Source organism: Streptomyces sp. MUSC 14, assembly GCF_001866675.1.
GTDB lineage: Bacteria > Actinomycetota > Actinomycetes > Streptomycetales > Streptomycetaceae > Streptomyces.
This window is the reverse complement of sequence record NZ_MLYN01000070.1, coordinates 79495-101697: the sequence shown is the minus strand read 5'-3', so window position 1 is coordinate 101697 and position 22203 is coordinate 79495. Positions and strand designations below refer to the sequence as shown.

The 22203-nt window shown below is 68.3% G+C and carries 22 protein-coding genes and 2 tRNA genes; 19 read left to right on the top strand and 5 right to left on the bottom strand.

The window, feature by feature from the left end; genetic code table 11:
• Positions 1 to 110 precede the first annotated feature (110 nt).
• The 5 genes from BIV25_RS38195 (at position 111) to BIV25_RS38180 (ending at position 4242) form a co-directional block, all read left to right on the top strand.
• The gene (locus BIV25_RS38195) at positions 111 to 1757 is read left to right on the top strand and encodes an IclR family transcriptional regulator C-terminal domain-containing protein (protein ID WP_071377137.1); all 1647 of its coding nucleotides are present in this window, start codon (positions 111 to 113) and stop codon (positions 1755 to 1757) included.
• A 648-nt stretch (positions 1758 to 2405) separates the two neighbouring features.
• Entirely contained in the window at positions 2406 to 3032 is a 627-nt protein-coding gene (locus BIV25_RS38190) for a hypothetical protein (protein ID WP_071377136.1), read from the top strand.
• Complete coding sequence (locus tag BIV25_RS38185; RefSeq protein WP_071377135.1) at positions 3029 to 3859, top strand: hypothetical protein; 831 nt, start codon at positions 3029 to 3031, stop codon at positions 3857 to 3859. The genes BIV25_RS38190 and BIV25_RS38185 overlap by 4 nt, the downstream gene beginning before the upstream one ends.
• Positions 3856 to 4020, top strand: a complete 165-nt coding sequence (locus BIV25_RS51645) for a hypothetical protein (protein ID WP_177235553.1) — start codon at positions 3856 to 3858, stop codon at positions 4018 to 4020. Before BIV25_RS38185 ends, BIV25_RS51645 begins: the two co-directional genes overlap by 4 nt.
• 149 nt (positions 4021 to 4169) lie before the next feature.
• Positions 4170 to 4242 (top strand) — tRNA-Arg (locus tag BIV25_RS38180).
• Positions 4243 to 4339: 97 nt separating this feature from the next.
• Here the strand turns inward: BIV25_RS38180 and BIV25_RS38175 are convergent.
• Complete coding sequence (locus BIV25_RS38175; protein ID WP_071377134.1) at positions 4340 to 5953, bottom strand: tyrosine-type recombinase/integrase; 1614 nt, start codon at positions 5951 to 5953, stop codon at positions 4340 to 4342.
• A 385-nt stretch (positions 5954 to 6338) separates the two neighbouring features.
• Between BIV25_RS38175 and BIV25_RS38170 the strand changes: the two genes are divergently transcribed.
• The 3 genes from BIV25_RS38170 to BIV25_RS38160 all read left to right on the top strand — a co-directional run bounded on the left by BIV25_RS38170 (position 6339) and on the right by BIV25_RS38160 (position 8869).
• The gene (locus BIV25_RS38170) at positions 6339 to 6536 is read left to right on the top strand and encodes a DNA-binding protein (protein WP_071377133.1); all 198 of its coding nucleotides are present in this window, start codon (positions 6339 to 6341) and stop codon (positions 6534 to 6536) included.
• Between the two features lie 533 nt (positions 6537 to 7069).
• The gene (locus tag BIV25_RS38165; RefSeq protein ID WP_071377132.1) at positions 7070 to 8005 is read left to right on the top strand and encodes a recombinase family protein; all 936 of its coding nucleotides are present in this window, start codon (positions 7070 to 7072) and stop codon (positions 8003 to 8005) included.
• Between the two features lie 78 nt (positions 8006 to 8083).
• Positions 8084 to 8869, top strand: a complete 786-nt coding sequence (locus BIV25_RS38160) for a hypothetical protein (protein ID WP_143076777.1) — start codon at positions 8084 to 8086, stop codon at positions 8867 to 8869.
• A gap of 154 nt (positions 8870 to 9023) precedes the next feature.
• Here BIV25_RS38160 and BIV25_RS38155 read toward each other — a convergent pair whose 3' ends face one another.
• The 4 genes from BIV25_RS38155 to BIV25_RS38140 all read right to left on the bottom strand — a co-directional run bounded on the left by BIV25_RS38155 (position 9024) and on the right by BIV25_RS38140 (position 14945).
• Positions 9024 to 9284, bottom strand: coding sequence for a hypothetical protein (locus BIV25_RS38155; protein WP_071377130.1), 261 nt, complete (start codon positions 9282 to 9284; stop codon positions 9024 to 9026).
• A 203-nt stretch (positions 9285 to 9487) separates the two neighbouring features.
• Positions 9488 to 10288, bottom strand: coding sequence for a colicin immunity domain-containing protein (locus BIV25_RS38150; RefSeq protein ID WP_071377129.1), 801 nt, complete (start codon positions 10286 to 10288; stop codon positions 9488 to 9490).
• Positions 10289 to 10297: 9 nt separating this feature from the next.
• Positions 10298 to 14590 carry a DUF6531 domain-containing protein gene (locus tag BIV25_RS38145; protein WP_143076776.1) on the bottom strand — a complete coding sequence of 1431 codons (4293 nt, stop codon included), beginning with the start codon at positions 14588 to 14590 and terminating at the stop codon, positions 10298 to 10300.
• Positions 14580 to 14945 carry a hypothetical protein gene (locus tag BIV25_RS38140; RefSeq protein WP_071377128.1) on the bottom strand — a complete coding sequence of 122 codons (366 nt, stop codon included), beginning with the start codon at positions 14943 to 14945 and terminating at the stop codon, positions 14580 to 14582. Before BIV25_RS38140 ends, BIV25_RS38145 begins: the two co-directional genes overlap by 11 nt.
• Positions 14946 to 15046: 101 nt before the next feature.
• On the opposite strand from BIV25_RS38140, the gene BIV25_RS54745 reads away from it, so the two are divergent.
• The 11 genes from BIV25_RS54745 to BIV25_RS38085 all read left to right on the top strand — a co-directional run bounded on the left by BIV25_RS54745 (position 15047) and on the right by BIV25_RS38085 (position 22114).
• Complete coding sequence (locus tag BIV25_RS54745) at positions 15047 to 15505, top strand: hypothetical protein (protein ID WP_177235552.1); 459 nt, start codon at positions 15047 to 15049, stop codon at positions 15503 to 15505.
• 135 nt (positions 15506 to 15640) lie between these two features.
• Positions 15641 to 16051 (top strand): hypothetical protein, encoded by a 411-nt coding sequence (locus BIV25_RS38130; protein WP_071377126.1) that lies wholly within the window; start codon positions 15641 to 15643, stop codon positions 16049 to 16051.
• A 341-nt stretch (positions 16052 to 16392) separates the two neighbouring features.
• Positions 16393 to 16464 (top strand) — tRNA-Gly (locus BIV25_RS38125).
• 172 nt (positions 16465 to 16636) lie between these two features.
• Complete coding sequence (locus BIV25_RS38120) at positions 16637 to 17923, top strand: hypothetical protein (RefSeq protein WP_071377125.1); 1287 nt, start codon at positions 16637 to 16639, stop codon at positions 17921 to 17923.
• A gap of 83 nt (positions 17924 to 18006) precedes the next feature.
• Positions 18007 to 18915, top strand: a complete 909-nt coding sequence (locus tag BIV25_RS38115; protein ID WP_071377124.1) for a ParB N-terminal domain-containing protein — start codon at positions 18007 to 18009, stop codon at positions 18913 to 18915.
• On the top strand, positions 18912 to 19169 hold the full coding sequence (locus BIV25_RS51635; protein WP_071377123.1) for a DUF6354 family protein: 258 nt from the start codon (positions 18912 to 18914) through the stop codon (positions 19167 to 19169). Before BIV25_RS38115 ends, BIV25_RS51635 begins: the two co-directional genes overlap by 4 nt.
• Positions 19166 to 19630, top strand: a complete 465-nt coding sequence (locus BIV25_RS51630; protein WP_071377122.1) for a VRR-NUC domain-containing protein — start codon at positions 19166 to 19168, stop codon at positions 19628 to 19630. The genes BIV25_RS51635 and BIV25_RS51630 overlap by 4 nt, the downstream gene beginning before the upstream one ends.
• Positions 19627 to 19839: a hypothetical protein gene (locus BIV25_RS38100; protein WP_071377121.1), complete on the top strand. Its 213-nt coding sequence runs from the start codon at positions 19627 to 19629 to the stop codon at positions 19837 to 19839. The genes BIV25_RS51630 and BIV25_RS38100 overlap by 4 nt, the downstream gene beginning before the upstream one ends.
• Entirely contained in the window at positions 19836 to 20033 is a 198-nt protein-coding gene (locus BIV25_RS38095) for a hypothetical protein (RefSeq protein ID WP_071377120.1), read from the top strand. Before BIV25_RS38100 ends, BIV25_RS38095 begins: the two co-directional genes overlap by 4 nt.
• Positions 20034 to 20114: 81 nt before the next feature.
• On the top strand, positions 20115 to 20666 hold the full coding sequence (locus BIV25_RS38090; protein WP_071377119.1) for a hypothetical protein: 552 nt from the start codon (positions 20115 to 20117) through the stop codon (positions 20664 to 20666).
• A complete protein-coding gene (locus BIV25_RS38085) occupies positions 20663 to 22114 on the top strand; it encodes a terminase large subunit domain-containing protein (RefSeq protein WP_071377118.1) in 1452 nt (483 codons plus the stop codon). The genes BIV25_RS38090 and BIV25_RS38085 overlap by 4 nt, the downstream gene beginning before the upstream one ends.
• The last annotated feature ends 89 nt before the right edge of the window (positions 22115 to 22203 follow it).

Here is a 22203-nt window from a genome sequence, read left to right as displayed (position 1 = left end):
GGGAACGGTCCGGACGGACGGGGCGGGGCCGGGCGGGGTTCACCGCAGGCCCCGACCGTGGCCGGGCGGGGTTTACCGTAGGCGTGCCCGAACGCCGTACCGGAGAACCGATGCCCGCTGCTGACCCCGTACTGGACACCGACGTGGACACCACCGAGGCCGGGCCGCCGGGTGAAGCAGTCGGGCCGCTGATCCGTGGGGTCGGTGTGCTGCGGCGGCTGACCGAGGCCGGCGGCACACTCGGTCCGAGCGCGCTGGAGCGGACCACCGGGCTCGCGCGCTCCACGGTCGACCGGATCACCGCGACCCTGGCCCGCATGGGCTACGTCCGCCTCGACGGCCGGGACGTCGTCCTCACCCCGCGCGTGATGGAGCTGGGCAACTCCTATCTGGCCGCCCTGCGCCTGCCCGTCCTGCTGGGCGCGCGCGCCGACGCCCTCGCCGACGAGCTGGACGAGTCGGTGTCCCTCGCGGTCGCCGACCTCGACGGGATCCGCTTCATCCACCAGGCCACCCGGCGCCGCGCACTGTCGGTGAGCTTCCGCATCGGCGACCTGCTCCCCGCCGAACGCACCGGCCCCGGCCCGCTGTTCGCGACCGAGTGGACCGAACGGGACTGGGCACGCTGGCGGGACCGCCGGTCCGCCGACCCCCACGACACGGCCTTCCCCGCCCTCCCGCCCCGGCAGGCACCGCCCGCCGACACCCCCTCTCCGCCATCCTTTTCCCCGCCTTTCCCCTCTTTCCCGGAACGGGTGGAGCGGGCGCGCGAGGACGGCTGGGCCCTGGACGACCAGCTGATCGAACCGGGCCTGGTCGCGGTCTCCGTACCGGTGCGGGACCCGTACACCGGCCGCCCGGTGTGCGTGGCGAGCGTGGTCAGCCACACCAGCCGGCACTCGGCGGCCGACCTGCGCACCAGCCTCCTGCCCCGACTGCATACGGCCGTGGCGGCGATGGAGTCCGACCTGCGTACGGCACCCGCGCCAGAGCCCGGCCCGCCGCCCTCGGGCCTGGCGGCCTGGACGACGGCGTCGAAGCACCAACTGGGCCGCGATTTCGTGGAGTCGCTGGCCCGGGGCCTCACCGTCCTGACCGCGTTCGGCGCGGGCCGCTCGGCGCTGCCGCTGACCGAGGTGGCCCGGGCGACGGGCCTGTCCCGGGCCACGGCTCGGCGCGCTCTGCTCACGCACGAACACCTGGGCCTGGTGGCCGCGGGCCCCGAGCGCACCTTCACCCTCACCCCCCGCGTCCTGGACCTGGGCTTCCCTCCCCTGTCCCGCACGACCCTCGCCCGCCTGGCCGAGCCCCATCTACGGGCCCTGGCACAGACCCTGCACGAGCCGACGGCACTCGCGGTCCTCACCCCCGACGGCACGGAGATCCAGTACACGGCCGGGGCGGGCACGAGCCGTGTCCTCACGGTCCACATCACCGTCGGCGCCCGCCTCCCCGCCGCCGCGACCTCACTCGGCCGCGTCCTGCTGGCGGACACCTCCCCCGCCTTCCCGGAGGTCCGCGCGCAGGGCTACGCCCTCGCCGACGAGGAACTGGAGTCCGGCCTGCGCTCCATCGCCGTACCGGTACGGGACCGCACGGGCCGGGCGGTCGCCGCGGTGTGCGTGGCCACGCACACGGCCCGCCGCACCCTGGAGTCCTGCGTCCACGACGTCCTGCCCGCCCTGCGCACCACCACCGACCGCCTCCGGGCCGACCTCCACACCGCCTCCCGCTTCACCCCCGTCCCCCCGGCCTGACGACGAGGTACGTCATGGAGGACATCGGCCGGGACGACGGACAACGACCGGCTCTCCAGCAGCGTCGGTGCGCCTCGGCACCTGCTTCGAGAACGACGTCTCATGCCGCCCGCCGCCCGCGTACACGCTCAACCCTCCGGAAAGCCGATGACAGAATCATTCGCGCCGTCGCCCGGCAAGGGCGACTCCGTCGCTGCCGGCCGCATCCGGGTAAGCCAGTGGGTCCAGACAGCCACGGCCGTCTTCCCCGCTTCCAGCAGACACTGGCTGCCATGAACGTCATCGCCAGGACAAAGGGCGGTGCGGAGACGAGAGTGACGTGCTCCGCACCTGGCTGCGGGCAGCGCCGAGGCCAGGAGGCAGCCGAATCACAGAGGCGATCCATCATGCTCCGGGATTCCTCTTCCGGCTCCAGGACGACCTTGATGGCGTACACGGAAGCACCCCAGGGGTCAGGCGGCCGTCGGTACACATCCATGCCCGACAGCCTCAGGTCATGTCATGAGGCGGCCATCCGCCTTCGCGCCAGGCGTGCCCGTTCCTCCTGACGGTTGGCAGAAGGGTTGCCGACCTGGCCTCGCAGCCGGCGGTGTAGCAGCGAATTTCGCGGTCTCGCACAGCAGTTGGCGGTCCACTTTGCCGACGGACGTGGATCCGCTCCGCATATACCGGGCGGACGGCACGGACGAGGGCGAGGGGTGCGCGCAGGCACGCGCCGTCGCCGGCAAGGCGCTTCAGGCGCTCGGCTACACCGACGGCGTCTTCCACATGGAGCTGCTCCTGGACCGCTCCAGTGACAGCTTCTTCTTCGGCGAGGTGGCGGCCCGCGTCGGTGACGTCCTGATCCAGGAGGCGGTGCTGTTCAGGCACGGCTTCTCGCTGGCGGGCGCTGCCGTGGACGTGGCGCTCGGCCGGCCGGTGGGGTCCGTGGGCGATCCCAGCGACCGCTGTGTGGCGACGACGTCACTGCATCTGCCGCGCGGCACCATCGTCAAGCTGCCGAACGCCGACCGCTTCACCGAGGCCGACGACATCCACGAGCTGCGCATCGCGGCCCTGCTCGGTGTGAACGACGTCCCGGAGGTCCGCAACACGACGAACCGGCAGGGGCTGGCGCTGGTCTCGGCCGCCTCGCTCGCGGAACTCGACACCAGGATGGAGTCCGTGCGCCGCGAGTTCGCCGAACAGTCCCTGGTCGCACCGGCCTTCGGCACCGGTGTCCAGCAGCGCGCGTTCATGGCGGGCTACGAGGACGCGTGGAGGCGGCTGCTGTGAGCCTCACCGACGTCAGCCAGGTCCTGGCCGCCTGGCAGGGTCTGGTCGCGCGCGGCGAGATGTCCGAACAGACCCTGAGCCGGTTCGGCCAACTGCTCCACCGTCTCAAGACGTTCGCCCTCGTGCGCGGCGCCCCGCTGCTCACCGGTCTGGACACGACCCTGGCCACGCAGTTCGTCGACGCTCACGGCCGCACCCGCCACGGGCACATCGCACCGGCCTCTCTGTCCACCCGGCATCTGCGCCGCAGCGTGCTGCGGATGTGCTTCACCACCGCCCGCCGGCTCGGCCTGATGGACACCGACCCCACTCGGGACATCGGCCTTCCGCCGCGCACGGTCGGCGAGACCCGGCCCCTGGACGAGGCCGAGACGGTCGAGCTGCGCATGGCCGCGGAGTTCACCGACCGCCCCACCCGCCACGCCGCCGCAGCCGCCCTCGGCTACGGCCGCTGCCGCCACGAACTGTGGTCCTCAGGCGGCCGAGTCCACGAACGCGCCTACCTCGACAACGGCACGAGCACCCTCATCCCCCTGCCCGTCCGCAAACCAGAACGCCGCGCCAGCGCCCAAACCCACCGCTGGTACCACCTGCTCACCGTCCTCTGCCCCCCGCGGCCCGCACGAACACCGCGAACCCGTCGGCGTCACCACCCCCCGGAGAACGCGACGAAGGCCAGAGCGACACCGAGACCGGCTTCCACCGCGCCGAGCACCTCCTGCAGATCCCCGACGACACCGCCGTCCACCAGAACCTCTGCGGCGGCCGCGAGGACACCGAAGCCGGCTTCTCCCAGTTCGACCGATCCCTGTGGAACCGCCGCATGATCGCCTTCGGCGCCGAAGCCCAGAGCCTCGTCGTCCCCGGGTTCCTCCTCGCCCAGAACGCCACCAGTGCCGCCCGCTACCAGGAGGACCCGACCTACGCCGATGCCAGCACAGAGACCACCGACCTCAGCGACGGCGGCAACACACCCGGCAGATCATGAACCGGGCTGAGGCATCAGCCTCAGCCCACCAACCCCACCCCGATCCGCTACCCTGTCAGGGACCGCCACCTAGGTGACGGTCCCCACCCTTGCCACAACCGAGCCGAATAGTCACTCAGAGTATTCAGCCACGTTCTACGCAAGGCCCCGCCTTCGTAGCTCAGGGGATAGAGCACCGCTCTCCTAAAGCGGGTGTCGCAGGTTCGAATCCTGCCGGGGGCACGCGGCCTGACCAGGCCATATGTATCGAACAGCCCCTCTGGGATGATTCCCGGAGGGGCTGTTTTCATGCGTCCGGGGACAATGCGGGGACGTAACTCTAGGCGACGCCTTGGTCACCGCTGCCGCTGTCCCCGTGCGTGTCGGGCCTGACGAGGTACAGCCTCCGGCGCTGCGCAGCGGCCGCTTCCGTGGTGTCGTCGGTGGAGGACGCCTGCGGCTCCGTCTCCGAAGTCGCCTCGGCGGCAGCTGGGTTGTAGTCCCGCCCCCCTCCCTTGCGGGGCACCAGCTCGACCGGGGCGTCCGCGGCCTCCTTCTCGAACTGCGGCATGAGGGAGGTGTAGGTGTCCGCGGTGAGTGAGTACGAGGCGTGCCCGAGGAGGGCCTGGATGGCCTTCATGGAGAGCCCGGCGGCAAGGCTCAGGGAGGCCGCGCAGTGCCGTAGGTCGTGGAGGCGGACGGGCGGGAGACCGAGCCGTTTGATGAGGCGCTCGAAGGCTTGGCTGACGTTGTCGGGGTGCCAGGGGCGACCGTCGGCCTGGGTGAAGACGTAGCCGCTGTCGACGTACGGCCCGTACTTCTTCGGGTCCTCCTTGTACTTGCGCTCCCACTCCTCCCGCTGCGCCTTCTGCACGTCGCGCCAGGCCGTCATGAGGGCGAAGGTCGCGGAGTCCAGGGCGATGGTGCGCCGGCCGCTACGACTCTTGGGGGTGTCCTCCCACACGCCGTAGGAGGAGTCGGAGACGAGCTGCTCGACGATGTTGGCGCGACCCTTGGTCATGTCGACCTCGGACCAGGGCAGGCCGGTGGCCTCGCCGCGCCGTGGCGCACGGAAGACCATGAGATGCCACATGACGTACAGCGGATGCTCGGCGGCCGCATCGAGGAACTCGCCGGTCTGCTCCGGTGTCCAGACCATGACGGGGCCTGGTTTCTCGCCGGTCTTGCGCCAGTGGGCTACGCGTTCGTCGGTCCAGACGAGGGGGTCGGGTCTGCGGTACTTGGGGATGATGACGCCGTCCGCGCAGTTCTCGCTGATCAGCTTTTCCTTGACGGCGTCACCGAGGGCTGCGGAGAGGGTGTCGAGGTACCGCTTCTGCGTGCCGGGGCCGGTGTTCTGGCGGGGCTTGGCGTTGGCCACCTTCAGGGTGGCCTGGGCGGCCTTCCAGCGGGCCCGCAGGTGGGGCGGTCGGGGCTTGGGAGCCTGCTTCCAGGCTTCGCGGGCGGCTTCGCACTCCGCCTTGGCCTGTTGGGCGGCGAGGCGGTTGGCGGCCTTGACCTCGCTGAAGGCCCAGATCTCCTCGAACATCGCCTGGATGTGACGGGTTCGCAGGTCGCGCATGGCGAGATGGCCGAGGGCCGGGATGTAGATGCGGTTGATGAAGTCCTCGTAGTCCCCGCGGGTGCTGCGCTTGAGGTCGACGCGCTTGTTCAGCCAGCGGAGGAGGTACTGCTCGACGGTCTCCTTGGAGTCGACGTCGATGCCGCCCTGGGCCTTGTCCCAGAGCTGCTGGGCGGCCTCCTGCGCCTTCTTCTGGGTGAGGAAGCCTCCCTTGCGGGGCCGACGGCGCTTGCCTCCGGGGCCAGGTGGGAGCTCGATGCAGTAGAACCAGCTGCCATGGTCGCGCTTGCCCAAGTCAGGGCAGGATGCACCGAGTTCCTTCGTCTTGGGCCGGCCGTCGCGACGCAGGACCGGACGTCCTTCGTCGTCCATGACCGGCACTCGACAGGTGCAACGTCGGTAGACGGATCCCTCGAACACGCATCCCTCCCATGCTGTGCGGGCAGCCCTGAAGTATTGCGATCATACGTGGAGACAAATGGATTGCCTGATACGTTTATGGCGTCGCCGTCCAACCGGACTGCCTTGATCTACTAGATCACAGAGGTGCACGCGCCTACGGGCGCGCGAAACACCTGTGGAGACAAAGGAAGAGCCTGAGCGTCCGCGGAACGCTCTGGATCTTGTCGGCCACCTGAGGAGAATCTAGAGTCAACCGGGGCTGTCCGGGAGGCGCGGGGGCGGAACGGGAGTGCCTGAACGTGCTCGATCGATGCATTCCAGCCAGCCACCGCGCCAGGTCGGTGGTGATGCCCTCATGACGCGCGAGGAGCTGCTGGCCCTGCCGGTGGCCGTCGACGTGCTGACGGCCGGCAAGGCGTTCGGCCTCGGCCGGAACACGACATACGAATTGGTGAACGCGGGAGAGTTCCCGGTGCCGGTGCATCCGTGGGGCGGCGTGAAGCGTGTCGTCACCGCGGATCTCTGGGCGGCGCTGGGTGTCGGCCCGTCATAACGCGGCTCCAGCAGAGACCGCCTCAGCACCCCGCGAAGCCATCGCGCGCCTCGCGGGGCACGGCTGTCCGCCGATCGCCCCGCTTTCCGGTCTGGAGCTGAACGACCGACGGGACTTTGTCTCCACAGAAGGACGGCGCGGTACGCAAAGTTGAAAGTGTGATGTCGAACACGTCACGACCTCGCTAGCGAGGTGCCGTGGGGTACGCGCCCGGAGGTGTACGGACCTCCGTACACCCAGCCACAGCTCTACCGGTACTGGAGCCCGCCCGCCGCCTACCTGCATCTTTTGTGTTGCGCATCTGCGCATGGCGGCGCTGCAAGTTGGATAGGGGCGTTGACCTGGTGGAATGCTGCTTTTCGGCGACACATCGAGCGACGGTTGCGACCTCGATGGACGGGCATGCGTGACGTCACTACGGTCCGCCTTGGCTTATCTAGCTAAGTAGGCCAGTACACATCATCCAGGGGTGACAGTGGAGGGACTTGTCATACCCTTGTCGCGCAAGTGGGGAAATCGGGCTGGAGAAGACCATGAGGGCGTACGGTCACGAAAACGACGGCATCACCCGGGTTCCGCATGAGGCAGAGCACCTGGCCGCCGCAGCGCGCAAGCTCCTCAAGGAGGAGGACGTGACGCTCGGCGCCGTCGCGGAGTGGATGACCAAGGAAGTCGGCCCGACCGTGTCCGGGCGCCCGTGGGCACCGACCACGTTGCGTCGCCGCCTCCGCAACCCCGCCATCGCCGGACTGCGCCGCAACGCCGAGGAGGAACTGGTCGACGGCCCTGCGGAGCCCCTGCTGAGCCACGACAGGGCCGAGGCGCGCGAGATGTTCGAGGCGCTGGACAAGTACTTCTCCAAGAAGGAGCGCGGCCAGGTCCCCCAGCACGTCTACCTGCTGTCGAGCGGAACGGCGTTGTGTGACGTGTGCGACGCGGAGTTGGTCTCACGCTCCAGCTCCAAGGGTGCCCGCGGTTACATGTGCGAGGCCGAGGGGTGCGGGAAAATCTGGATCTCGGCGCCGCCACTCGACGAGTACGTGGCCGACCGCGTGCTGGCCAGGCTGTCTCGCCCCAACACCCTGCGCAAGCTCTCTGCGCTGAGGGACCAGGTGCTGGAGCAGGCGCAGGAGGCGACCCAGACGCTGACCGAACTGGAATCGCGCAAGGACGAGTTGACGAAGGCACTCGGTGCGAACGAGTTGACGGTCAAGGATTTCCAGGCCGCGAAGAAGGAACTGGACCGGCTGCGCCGGTCTGCCCTGGATGTGCAGCGGCGCGGTAAGTACGTCGAGGAACTCCCCGAGTTGACCGAGGAGGGCCTGACCGAGTGGTGGCACAAGACGGCGGGCTCCGAGCAGCGGCGCACGCTGGTTCAGCTCGTGGTCGCTGAGGTGCGGGTGGAGCCGGCCACGCGGCGCGGTTCCAACAAGTTCGACGAGGACCGCTTCACCATCACGTATCGCTGACTCCGGTGGCACACGGGGAAGTTGGCCAGGTCAAAGGCGTCCCAGACGTCCTCCTCCGAGAACGTCGGCCGTGCGGACATGACGCTCATGGAGGAGGCGCAGGCGTACGCCGACCTGGTCGGGTTCGGTCACACGGCGGAGCGCATCGCGGAGATGTTCGGCAAGACGCCGGACTACGTGAAGTGGCGGATGGACCTGCTGAACCTGACGACCGACATCGCGGCGCTGGTGGCCGACGGAAAGATCAAGCCGGACTTCGCCTGGCACCTGTCGCGGCTGTCGACGGCGAACCAGAAGGCTGCCGTCACCCCGTACATGAAGGGCGACTTCAGGTCGGAGACGGACGCCTCCACCTTCGCGCAGGCTCTGCGGATGAAGGAGAAGCAGGAGGGCTTCTTCTCCGACAAGGAGCTGTCGGAGAAGGAGGATAAGGCCAAGGAGCGCAAGCAGGCCAGGACCAAGGTCTACCACGTCGAGCGGGCCGGGACCCTCCTGGCGGAGCTGGCGAAGAAGAGCCCGGAGGAGCTGGCCGAGCTGTTCGAGGGCGAGGTCGGCAAGCACCTGGACGCGGTGGAGCGCGTGCGCAAGGCAGCAGCCGAGGCGGCGAAGAAGCCGCGCAAGGCGAAGGCGATGTCCGAGGCGAAGCAGCTGGAGGTGCGTCCCGAACTGGAGGTTGCACCGCAGGAGCTGGAGACCGGGGAGGACGAGCCGGGCGAGGCCGAGGCCCCGGAGGAGACGGCGAACGCCGTGGGCGGCGATGCGGAGCTGGAGCCCACGGAGGCGGAGCTGGCCGAGGCGGAAGCGGAGTTGGCCAAGCTGACGGCGGCGGCCGCACAGGAGCGGGAGGAGTCAGCGGCGGCCTGACGTCCTCCGCAGTGCGGCTGAGCGCCCTGCCGGGGCCCAGACGCTTTCTGTTGTACTGGCGATGGCCATGTCCGGCGACAGCGAAGTGCTCCGCTGGAGAGCGCTGTCCTGCGCGGACGGTCTTCATTGCCAGAGCGGTCACGTAGCGCTGCCTTCAGCCCAGGTGCCACAGCGCATACACCGCGACGAGTAGGAGAAGTCCTGCACCTGCCATGACAGCGCCCAGGAACCGCAGGTACCCAATGGACGCGAAAAGGTTCGGAGAGCCGCCGAGACGGCCCATCGCCCACGTCTCCTGGTTCCTGCGGTGAATCCGTTCGGCTCTGCGCGTGGTGATCCCCCGCACATCGAACGCCCAACTCAATCCGCACCACAGGAAAACTATGCCTCCCACGGCGAAGACGATGTCGATCACCGGGGACGGTCCATGTGCCCCAGCGGCGAGGTGTTGCATTTTCTTGGCGTTCCTTTCGTCGTTCCCCGCCTCGGTCGGTCCAGGAGCCCAGGAGGGCGTCCAAGCCCGTACTTCAGGTACAGCCGTACGGAAAGAGATTTCCTCCGCTCAGAGGGATCAGTGGGGCATGGCCGCGTGGTCGCTGACGGGGCCCCCGGAGCCGCTCATGTCAAACGGTCCAGTACGGCTGCCACTCGGTCCCGTAGTTCTTCGTCGGTCAGGTCGTCTGGGTCTCTGAGGTCAGGATCGATGCTGTAGTCCTCCAACGTGTAGAAGACCTCGTCCAGCGCGTTCTCCATGGCCTCGCCCAGACGCTCGCCCGCGTCCATGGCTCGGCGCCGCTCGTCGAGCCACTGTCTGGCGAAGGAGGGGCCGTCGATCGAACGGGACGCGAGAGAGCGCATCAGATCGATCTGCTGTCCGGTATGGCTGGTAGCGGAGGCTTCCCCAGCCGATTTGAAGGCCCTGGTCTGCGGAGGGTAGTGGCCGGAGACGACAGAGAGTTCCGCTGCGCCCGTGGGGCTTCTGCGAGCGTAGCGCTGGAATTCCGCCCGGGCTCTGTCAGTGCCCTCGGCCACAGCGCCTCTCATGAACTCCGGGCTTCCTGCTGCCAGGGCGTAGCTGCCTCGGCACAGCACAGCCCCCAGGAAATTGTCCGCGACCAGCAACAAGCCGTGCGTTTCCGGCCACTGTGCGCTGACAACGAGGAGCGCGTCCGGTTCGGCAGGTGCGGTGACCGCTGGCCGCTCGGCGAACTTCTCGTCGAGGGGCACCCCGAAGACGGCTGCGGCACCAGTCTCCCGCGCTCCCGCCGCCACTCGCTCAACAGTGTCTCGCCCCAGCGGGAGGTGCGCGGTCAGCGGAGCAACCGAGACGGCCTGCACACGTGCGAGCCAGTCCTCACGGAAGTTCCCTGTATCGGAGAGGACGGTCTCGATCACGTCACGGTTCTTGATCTGCGGCACTGCAGGTCCTTACGTAAGGAAGCCCTTTTGGACAATGCTCTGGAACTGTTTGTCGCTCAGTTTCCAGGCTGACCAGAACTTACCGTCACTGTGCAGCATGACCATCTTCCGTGTGGTCGGATCGATGAAGCCCACGGCCTGTCCCTGTCCTCGGTAGTCGTACCGGTAGATCTTGGTATCCGGGGCGAGCATGTGGTCTCGCATGGCCTGCTGGAACTGAGACAGAGTCTGTTTGTTCCGACTTCCACTGACGCCGAAGTCCTGCGCATGGCTGTCGAACTTCTTACTCATCACCTTCTGACTGCTGAAGTCGGCCCGCTGCTCCCATTGAGCCTTGGCACAGGGCGCGAGCCCCAGAGGGTCGGTCCATCCGAGAGGGTTGTCGACGTAGCTGTTGGGATTGGGCGCTGGTTCGAGACCCAGCGGGTCCGAGGTCAGGTACGTGCCTGTTTCCGGGTCGTAGTACCGGAAGTAGTTGTAGTGCAGACCGCTCTCGCGATCGGCGTAGTGGCCCGGATACCGCAGCGGACACGTTGGCGTGGTGCTGTCGTCCACCGAGGACGGCATCCTGGTTCCCCACAAAGTGGTGCGTTGCTGCCAGGCCAGAACGCCGGACGCGGAGACGAGTTCCGTGGGTGAGCCCACGGAGTCCGTCACCACGGCATAAAAACGTGTCGCGCGATCGGGGTCCGACTCCTCGGCCAGCCGGGCGAGGAAGGACGCTTCGACGCTGACAGAGGAGGCTCTGTGCTCGGTCTGAGCCACCGGACGATGCGTGCCCGGCTCGTAGTCCCAGGTTATGACCTGAGAGTTCGGGCCGAGCTGTTCGGCCAGACGGGTGTCGTCCCAGGAGAAGTCCACGCAGTCGGCCGCTGATCCGTCTTCCGTCACGCGGTACTTCGAGACGCGGCGGCCCAGCGGATCGTACACATACCGCCACCGCTCACCGTCCGGAGCAACAGCCTCGGTCAGGCGGTCCTCAGCGTTCCAGGTGTACGTCCAGCTGCGTGTCTGACCGTTCAGGAGTTTGCGGGTTCTGCGGATCAGACGGCCCTGAACGTCGTACTCGTATGCTGTGCTTCCCGCACGTCGGACGAGCGTGCCCTCGAACTCGCGATCACCGGAGGCATTGTGGCCAGGGGCTTCCGCCTGAACGAGGTTACCCAGTGTGTCGTATGCGTAGGTTTCCGACCACCCAAGGGCGCGTATCCCCGTGACCCGGCCCATTCCGTCAAGGTCGAAGTGCCGGGTACCTGACGTCAGTTCACGTATTTCCGTCACATAGCCGTCTGCTCGGTATGCGTAGGAGCGGTGCTGCAGGAGGCTGTCCGCTCCGGCAGTCGACACAACCGATGTCAAGGACTGGGAGGTTAGCCGTCCAGTGGCGTTCCAGCCCTGGGCGAGTGTCACGGCTTCGCAGATCCGACGCTCCGTCTCGCGGCCCGCAGCGTCATACGAGAAGTCGAGCGAGCCCGCTTGGGAATGCAGGCCGGCGGGAAGACCGGTCGGTCCGTACGTCCAGTCGGATGTGAGTCCCGAGGGTGTGACACGGCGGGTGCAGCGTCCGATGGGGTCGTATGCGAACGTCGTCGTGCGGTCATCGACTGTTTCCGACAGGACCCGTCCCAGAGCGTCCCGCTTCAGCACGATCTCGGCGTCGGCGTTCACTGCGCGGGACAGCATGCCGTCCGGGCCGTACGTGTACGTCGTGGCCCTGCCGATGGGGGCATGTTGCTCCACTACACGCCCCAGCGCGTCCCACACGAAGCGCAGGGTCTCGCCCGCGTTGTTGGTGCGGGAGACCAGACGGCCCGCCGCGTCGTGTGCGTACGTCAGTGTCCGCCCGTTGAAGTCCCTCTCTTCGACGAGGAGCCCGCTCTCGTCGTAGCGGTACGTCCAGGTCTGACCCTGGGGGTTGGTGACGCCGGTCAGCCGCAGCTCAGTGTCATGGGTGAACGCGTACTGCGCGCCGTCCGGGTCCGTGCGCGTCCCCGGAACGTCGAAGTGTGCGGCGGTCTGGTGGGTGGTGTTGCCTGCCGGATCCGTGTGGCTGCGCAGGTTCCCCTCGCCGTCCCATGTCCAGGACTCGCGCGTGCCGTCCGCATACTCCCGCCACTCCGGCTTGCCCTCGGTCGTCCAGCCCATGCGGGTGGTGTGGCCCAATGGGTCGGTCACCGCGATGACCCTGCCGAAGGAATCCCGGAGGACCGTGGTCGTGTGACCCAGTTCGTCGGTCAGGGCGACAGGGAGACCCGCCTGGTCGTACGCCACTGTGCGGGTATGGCCCAGGGCGTCGGTGATCGCCGTCGGGCGCCCGGCCGTGTCGCACGAGTATCTGGTCTCGGCACCGGTCGGGTCCACCGTCGTCAGCAGGTTGCCCCGCTCGTCGTAGGTGTGGTGCCAGGCCGCGCCGCCTGGCTCGATGACCTGCGTCGGCAGGCGCAGCGCGCTGTACACCGCCCGGGCCACCGAGCCGTCCGGCAGAGTGAGTTCGGTGAGGTTGCCGGCGTCGTCATAGGTGTACCGGGTCGCGTGCCCCAGCGGGTCGGTCACCGCGAGTGGTCGGGTTCCGTACTCGTCCCACTCGGTGATAGTGACGTGGCCGAGCGGGTCGGTCTCCGCCACGACCATGCCCTCGGTGTTGCACTGGTGGACGGAGACACGGCCTTGGGAGTCCGTGTACCTCGTGGTGCAGTTCGCGTCGTCGTAGTCCAAGGTGCCGGACAGGATGCCGTCGACGCCCTCGGTACGGACCACCCGGCCACGCTCGTCATAGATGTACGAGAACCACGTGCCGTTTCTGTCGGTCCAGCGGGTGACACGCCCCTCCGTGTCGTAGGTGAAGCGCAGAGGCTCGCCGCTGGAGTTGATGACCTCCGTGAGGTTGCCAGTGGCGTCGTAGCCGTAACGCATGACGACCGTGCCCTCGGTCGCGGTGCCCGGGCGGTAGCGGGAGGGCGGCTCGTCCAGCAGGCGCAGGGCGGTGATGCGGGGGCCCTGGGTGTCGACGGCGACGTAGTAGCCGCCGGAGTGGCGGATGCCGAAGGGGATGCCTTCGTCGTCGCGTTCGACGTCGATGCGGTTGCCGTTGCGGTCGCTCCAGGAGTCCAGGGCCAGGTGGAAGACGCCGAAGGAGGGTGAGGGAACTGGGGCGGCGAAGGTCCGGGTCACGCCCGTGGCCGGGTCGGTGACCGTCATCGCGCCGTCCGGCTTGCCGTCCCACTCCAGGGGCCAGCGGGCGCCCTTCACCGGCATGGTCGACACGCCCGGTTCCGGCACCGGGTACACCAGGCGCATGCCGTCGGCAGCGGCGAAGACGACACCCTCGCCGTCGATCTGGAGGCACTCGTCGAGAGTGGAGATCCAGGTCGGGCCAAAGCAGACGCCACCCCGGTAGGAGGAGAGGTGAGTGCGGGTGAACTGGAACGGCAGACTGCCTGGCAGCGTGAGGTCTGTCTGCGTCATCAGCATGGCGCCGGTCGCCACGTCGATCGGCTCGCCCACACACGGCGTGTCGTCGGCGTTGCGGGCCGCCGTGCCCAGATCGACCAGGTCCGGGCGGAGCGACGGCGGGCGCAGCAGCAGCGGGGTGCTGTCGGCGAGACCGCCTTCCATGCTCGCCTTCAGCAGGCCACCGCCCGCCCCAAGCGCGCCGCCGAAGATCATGCCGTCCTTCGCAGCCTGGTTGACCTCGTCCAGGCTGAAGCCGTGCTGCAGACCCGCCGCCATCTGCAGCGGCTGGGCCACGGCAAGGTCGACGGTGACCGACTCGACCCCGCCGAACGCGACGCCGGCGAAGGCACCTCCGATGATGTCGGCCACCACTGCGGAGACCCCGACGCCGATCGTGGCGCCGAACTCGATGACCGCGTCCGCTGCTGCCGCCGCCGCCCCGGAGGCGATGCCCGCGGTCATGATGGCCAGGGCTACGCCACCCGCGATCACGGCGGCGTCGATGGCTATCCGCGTCCAGAGCTTGTTGATCGCGTCGTCGATACCGTCGGCGAACTTGTCCAAGCCGTTGGCCATGTCCCGCGAAGCTTCCGCGAGGTCGCTCAGCCAGCCGCCATGCTGGTCCTTGGCGTAGCGGTTCCAGAACTTGTGGAACGCCTCGATCGACTCGCCCGTGTTGTTGTGGATGATCCCGGACGCGCTGCGGTTCACCGGGGAGCGGACGTCATCCACCGAGTGGGCGAATGCGCGCCAGGCTTTGGCCGCGGCTCGCAGTTTGTCGGGGTCGGCCTCGGGCCACCACAGGCCCATGTCGAGAAGGATGTGGCGGGCTTTGGACTCAATGCTCACCGGCACCGTCGCTCTGCTTGTGGGTCTTTATTTCCGTGAACATGCCGGCGACGAGCTTGTCGTTGTCCACGTGTCCGTCGGACATGTCGACCATGGCTTCGTGAATGCTCGTCAGGCCGAGCACCAGGATGCCCGCCGCGCTCTCGATCTTCTTCTGGTTCGGCTTGTAGACGCCGCCGAACTGGTTGCCCTGGTCGTCGTGGCCCCAGGGCTCGCCGAGGCCGTCCAGGGTCTTGATGAGAGTGGTCAGGGCCTTGCTTAGATCGATGGCCCCCTGATGGAAGGCCGGCGCTGCCGCCTTGATATCGGCGGTCTTGATGTCCAGTACCTTGCCGGGGACCTTGCCGTCACCCATCGCTGTCGTCTCCCCCCGGTTCGCAACCGCGGCTTCTGACCCTAGGGGAGGCGAGTCAAGGAACGGTCATATTCAAGGTGTGCGTAGGTAATGTGTCGACGGTGGCGCTACCCATCGGTGCAGTCGAGTTCGACGCCTTCGGCGGACCGGGCACCAGCATTCGCCTCGCAGTGGTCATGTCCGAGGGCATCGCTCAGCAGGCCAGCGATGCCGTGCGCTCCACCATCGCGAGCGTGCTCGACGGCACCCCGCAAGTCTGGCTTCTGCAAGAGCGGGCCGCGGTCGGTATGAACGGCCACCCTGGGAGCGACCACGCGACGACGCGGCTCGCTTTGGCCAAGACGAACCGCGTCGGCCAGCGGCACCGTGCACAGGTGCTTACGAGGCGGTGGGAGTCGGCGCCGCTCTCGATGATGGCGCCACCGAAGGTGAGGCCGTCGACGGTGAACGCGCAGAGACGGGGGGGCGGGCCACGGGGCGGAGGGTGGGGCGGAAGTGGGGTGAAGGTGGGGTGGATCGGGGAGCCTGCGGGTCTCTTTCCACGCCTCGATGATAAATGAAACATTACATGAAATGATCAATCCTGATAGAATTAAATCATCGACCTATTCGGATTGAGGTGGAGGCCGTGAGGCACGGGAGCCTGATGACGGCTGCACGCTGCGCGGCGGGAGTCCGGTTGAGCAAGGAGGAGCATGTTCGAGTTGTTCACGTACCGCTACCAGGGCTTCGAGTCTGGGATGGGCGTGCCGGTGCGTATCACCCTGTCGCCGCCGCGGTGGACGTTGCCGTACTCCCTGGGGCACCGGCTGCCAGAGCTGGCGCCCAATCGCACGTACTTCGCATGGGCTCAGCCGGAGTTCGAGGCGGCGTATCGAGCCCAGCTGGACGGGCATGGCGTCGAGGCACTCGCGGCACGGTTCCAGCAGATCGCGGTCACTGCCAGCGACCTGCGCTTGGTGCTGCTTCGTTTCGAGGACTTGGCCAAGACTGGGGAGTGGTGCCATCGCCGAATGTTCGCGGCCTGGTGGCAGGAGAAGGCCGGAGCGCAGGTGAGGGAGCTCGGTCCGGTGGGGCCGGCGTACGAGCAGGGGGTGTTGATGTGAGCGGACAGAAGCAGAAGCAGGAACGCGGTCGGAGCTGGGTGGACATGACGCGGGAGGACTTCGAGAAGCAGCCGGAGCCCAGGTCCGCCCCGCCGGGCCAGGGCGAATTGTTCGAGGCTCCGCCGGTTCGACCACGGCGCGGCGGACGGTTCCGGTGGAGCCGTGCCCGTACGGGACGATCGACATGATGACTCTCGTCGAGTCGGACGAGTAGCCGCTGGCGGGGCCGTTCTCGTCTGCGGCTGATGCTGCTCCATAGTGTCTGCATCTGTGGAGACAGTTAAGAGTCTGATAGCGTTCACGTGTCGGTGAGGCCCGCCCTTCGGGGCGGGTGCCGCCGCGCGCTGGTAGTGCACCTGGCAGCACGCCCCGCCCCCGGCGGGGAGGAGCCCGTTCGAGTCGGGCCTGGCGCTCGAGGATGCGTCCGCACGGGTATGTGGTGCGGAGCCGCTTCGCTTACGGAATCAACCCCTCCAGGCGTCCCCCGCGCCTCTTGGTTACCGGGCGGCCCGGCACGGCAGGACCAGCCCCCTGCCCCTTCGGGCCCGCATCCTTCTCGACCAGCTGTGTGCAGGGGAGGCCACTTTGTTCCACGGTTCGATCCCCGCCGACCTCCGCGCGATCATTCATGAGCATGCCGCCACCTGGGCGGGACAGGCCGAGGACATCTATGTCGGCTGCTCCGGGAACTTCACCATCGAACGCGTCCTGCACGACGCCAGGTTCCGTTTGCACGGCTGCGACGTGCAGCTGTACTCGTCAGCGATCGGCTGGTACCTGGCCGGGCAGGAACTGCCGATCACCATCCGGCCCGAGTCGGCGGAGGAACTGACCTGGCTGGCCCCGTACTTCGACGGCCGAGCCGGGACGCTCGCGGTGGTCCTGCTGGGGTCGAGGTTCTTCCAATGGTTCGGGCGCGGCGACCACCCGTACTACGGGCGGATGCTGGCCGCGTACCGGCAGCAGTTCCCCGAGCTGCACGCGAAGACGGTCGCGAAGATCGAGGCGCTGCCGCTCCGTCTTGCTTCGTACGCGGCGTTGGACGTGAACCAGTGGCTTGCCGAGCGGGTGCCCGCGGACGCGCCCGTGGTGGCGTTCCCTCCGTTCTTCGCTGGGGATTACGAGTCCCAGTTCGCCGCCCTCGATGCGCACCTGGAGTGGCCGGCACCGGAGTACCCGACGCTGGACGACGCGGCGAAGCAGACCCTGATCGAGCGCATCACCGACCGGCCTCACTGGGTCCTTGGCCTGCACTTCGACGTCGATGAACTCGCTCCGTATCTGCGCGGTCAGGTGCAGACGGCCAACCGCGGGCTGCCGATCAACGTGTACTCATCGGTGGCGCGGTCGCGGATCGTACGACCCAGCCAGCGGCTGGAGATGGTCAGGGCACCGCAGCTCGTGCCCGGTCAGCGGCTGGGTGAGCGGCTGTCTCTGGCGCCGCTGAGCATGGGGCAGTTCGCGACGTTGCGCTCGCAGTACATGAACCACAACATCCGACCCGGAACGCCGACGATGGCGCTCGCGGTTCTCGTGGACGGGGTCGTCGTGGGGACGTTCGCGTTCTCGACGCCGAAGTACGACCCGCACAACGTGTACCTGCTGTCCGACTTCCCGGTCGCGCCGACGTCGTACGGCCGGCTGGCGAAGCTCGTGCTGTACGCGGCGTTGTCGAGGAAGGCGCAGTTCCTGGCGCAACGCACCATGAACACCCGTCTCAGGCGGATGAACACGACGGCGTTCACGCAGCGCCCGGTGTCGATGAAGTACCGCGGGTTGCTGCATCTCAACTCCCGCAAGGACTCCCCCGATCCGCTGTACCGCTACCAGCTCGACTACGTCGGCGAGTTGGGCCGCTGGAGCCTCGCCTAGGGCTACCGGCTGTGGCGGGCGAAGCACGGGCTGACCCAGGGACTCACCGAGGACAAGACGGAGGACAAGGAGGAAACGGTCTGGTGACCCAGCTCAGCAAGCCCCGCATCGTGGAGGGCGACCCGCGTGGTCTGACGCTGCTCGACGTGAACGCCCGCTTCATGCGGCACGAGCAGTTCCACCGCCTTGTCGCGAACATCCGCGAGGACGGGCACCTGACGTCGACGCCGCTGGTGTGGCACGACGCCGGCTCCGGGCGCCGCATCGTCCTGTCCGGGAACCACCGTACGAAGGCGGCGATCGAGGCCGACCTGTCGTCGATCTTCTGGCTGGAGGTCGACGACCCGCTGCCGCGGCAGAAGCAGATCGCCCTTCAGCTCTCCCACAACGCCATCGCGGGCGAAGACGACCCTGCCACCCTCAAGGCCCTGTACGAGGAGCTGGAAGACGTGTCCATGCGCCTGTACTCGGGCCTGGACGACAAGACCCTCGATCTCCTTGAAGAGGTCTCCGTGCCGTCGCTGGCCGAAGCCAACCTCGACTTCGCGACCGTCTCCATCGTCTTCCTGCCGGACGAGAAGGAGGCTGCCGAGAAGGCTCTGGAGGCGGCCCGCAAGTCGGCGTCCGCGGATGCCCGCTGGCTGGCCCGCATCGAGCAGTACGAAGCCGTGCTGGACACGCTCGACACGGTGAAGGGCGCCCACAACATCGGCAACGTCGCCGCCGCGTTCGCGATCCTCCTCGCCGTTGTGGAACGGCATCTCGACGAGCTGGCAGAGGGGTGGTACGACCCCGATGAACAGCTCGCCACGCGCAAGGGCACCGCCCCGATCGAGACTGTCCTGGCGACCCGCACTATGCCGGCCGACGCCGCAGCGGTCGTACAGCGGGCCATCGACCGGATGGAACGCGACGGCGAGATCGACGCCGGACAGCGATGGCGCGCCCTGGAACTCTGGGCCGCCGACTACCTCGCGGGAGCCGCCGCATGACGCTCCCCGAGGTACGGCCGGGCCAGATCTGGGCCGACAACGACAGGCGCAGCAAGGGCCGTACCCTGCGCGTGGAGGCCGTATCGGCCAGGCACGCGCAGTGCGTCGTCCTCACCTCGGCGACGCCGGGCGGCCGCACCGGCCACACGGTGCGCATCCTCCTGGAGCGGATGAAGCCGATGAGCAACGGCTACCGCCTCCTCACCGACGACGAGACGTCCGGCACGCCGTCCGAGGGTGGTGGTGCGGCGTGAGTCCGGCCGCACGCGCCGAGCAGCAGCTGTACCGCAAGCTGCTCGCCGAACGGTACGGGCCGCTTGATCGGCTCGAAGCCGAGCGTTTCCCCGTCGTCAGTGACGCACCAGGGCTGGCGAAGGGAGCGAGTGAGGAGCAGTGGCGCCGGCATGTCCGTGAGATCGCCGCCCGCTACGGCTGGCGGCTTCAGTACCACACGGCGGACTCGCGCCGCTCCGATGCTGGCTGGCCGGACGAGGTGTTCGGCCATGCGTCTCAAAGCCGCACGCTGTTCGTGGAGTTCAAGACCGACTCGGGCCGCATCCGTCCGGCCCAGCGGCTGTGGCTGGCGCACCTGTCCGACTGCGGCTTTGAAGTCGCCCTGTGGCGGCCCCGCGATCTGCACACCGTACTGCGTGTCCTCGGTCCGGCCCGCCAGCGTGCGGTTCTGCCGCCGAACTTCCGGAGGCCAGCCGGTTGAGGAGTCCGTACGCCGCCGAGCTCAACCGCCTGCACTCGGAGATCGATCACCTGGTCACCGTTCATCGTCTCGCCGCCCGCCTGGCACGCGGCATGACCGAGCGCCTGTCGGATGAGACGTTCCATCTGGCCGACCAGCTTGCCGGGCTCCTTGAGGGACGGCTGGAGCCGGAGGACTTGGTCGTCCTGTATGAGGAGAGGGCGGATTGAACCTCGCGAAGGACAACGCGAACTGGCAGCGCACTCTGTCCGTCACTCCCCTGCCCGTGGAGGTGCGCCGGAAGGCGGCCCTGTACGTCGCCAGTCGTGCCACGGGTCGTAGCCGAGCGCAGCGCCGTGACGATGTCCACTCCCTCCTGGCGCATCTCGGTCTCCTCGACCCGGATCTACGCGCCACGAGGTGACGCATGCAGTGCGCCGCGCGAGTCGGAAGCCAGCGAGGAGACGACGGAGGTCACAGGACGTAGGAGGAGCAGCAGGCGGTCATGGCGGATCGGGCCGAGGCGTGGGAGCGGCAGCCAGGTGAGTCGGCGGCCGCGTGGGAGGCGTTTGCCTGCTCCCGCGATCTCGGACTGTCCCGCAGCGTCAGCAAGGTCGCCGACGCCTTGAACAAGGCGCGCACCCTCATCGAGCGCTGGTCGACCGCGCATCAGTGGGTGTTGCGTGCGGAGGCATGGGACCGCGAGCAGGACCGGCTGTGGCGCGGCGAGCGACAACAGGCGGCTCGCGAGGTCGCCCGCCGTCATGCCCGCCTCGCCTCTGCCGCGCAGGCCAAGATCGTCGCTCAGCTCCAGCAGCTGGACGCGTCCCGGCTCAGCCCCGCCGACGTGATCCGCTGGCTGGAGGTCACCGTCCGCATCGAGCGCCAGGCGTACGGCATCGACCTCGCCGTGGCCGTCAACAGCGCCGCTTCTCCTGATGTGGGCGACGTGACCGGTCTGACGGACGAGGAGCGGCGGGCCCGTATGGAGCAGTTGCGCCGTGAGCTCGAGTCGCGCATCGGCTCCTTGGATGGAGCAGACGGAGCGTCGTCGTGACGGGCACGCCGCCGGCGCTCCCCGAGCCGACTGCCATGTCGGACGCCGAGTTGCAGGCCGAGGTGGCGGCACTGCTCGAAGCCGACGCCGCATCGGCACGCCGCTGGTCCTGCGGCCGCGCCGACTGCGACGGCCTTCCGCACGAGGGCTGGCTCCACCACCACGCTCGCGCCGCCCAGCGTCTGCCGGCCGGTGACTGGACGGCGTGGATGATGCTGACGGGCCGCGGCTGGGGGAAGACGAAGTCGGCAGCTGAGGCGGTCCGCTCCTGGGCGGCAACTTCCGGCACGATGATCGCGGTGGTCGCGAAGAACGCCACCCTGGTGAAGGAGATCTGCTTCGAGTCCCCGAAGTCCGGCCTGCTGGCGGTCATCCCGCCCGAGGACATCCGCCGCTACAGCCCCGGCAACGGCCTGACGATCCTCCGCCTGAAGAACGGCTCGGCGATCTACGGCTTCGGCGCCGAGACCCCGGACAACCTGCGCGGCTTCGCCTTCGACAAGGGCTGGCTCGACGAGTACGCGGCCTGGAACCGCCACACCGCCCAGTCCGTGTACGACATGCTGTGGTTCTGCCTGCGCGAGGCACCGAGCCCGCAGGTGGTCATCTCCACCACGCCGAAGCCGTTGCCGCACGTCAAGCGCCTCGTCGAGCGCGGCAGCCGACCCGGCTCCAGTGTCGTACTGACCACGGGCCGCACCGAGGACAACCGCGCCAACCTCTCCCCCGCCGCGCTCGCCGAACTGGACACCGAGTACGGCGGCACTCGCCTGGGCCGCCAGGAGCTGGACGGTGTCCTCCTCGAAGACGTCGAGGGCGCGCTGTGGAAGCAGTGGATGTTCGAGGTGGAGGGCTTCCGCATCGCACGCCCCACGGTCCCGCCGCTCGACCGCCTGGTCGTCGCCGTCGACCCGGCCGTCACGACGACGGACACCGCGGACCTGACCGCCTTCACTGTGGCCGGCCGCTCCTACCCGCTGGAGCAGATGTACGGCGACCGCCGCCCCCGCGGCTACGTCCTCCACGCCGAGCAGGACCGCTACACGCCCACCGCTGCGATGCGTCGCGCCGCCTCCCTCTACCACGAGCACCAGGCGGACTGCGTGGTCATCGAGGCCAACAACGGCGGCGACTATCTCCCCGCCCTCCTCACCGAGATCGACCCCACCGTCCAGTGGCGCGTCGTCCACGCCACCCGCAACAAGCGAGCCCGTGCCGCCCCTGTCGCGATGCTGTATGAGCAGTCCCGCATCAGCCACGCCAGCCCTCCACGCATCTTCGCGATCCTGGAGGAGCAGATGGCGACCTACGTGGGCGCCTCTGAGCAGGAGGAGAAGTCGCCCGACCTCCTCGACTCCTGCGTGTGGGCGCTCACCGACCTCTTCTTGGATGCTTCGGTACCTGGACCGTCGCGTCCGTCTGACGGTCGGCTTGCGGGCCGCCGTTGATTCGAATGCCGGAGATCGGTTTCGCAGTCAGTGCCTGTGTTCCAGCAGGAGGCGGGCTGCCGGGCGGCGTGGTCGTCCGATCTGGGCGC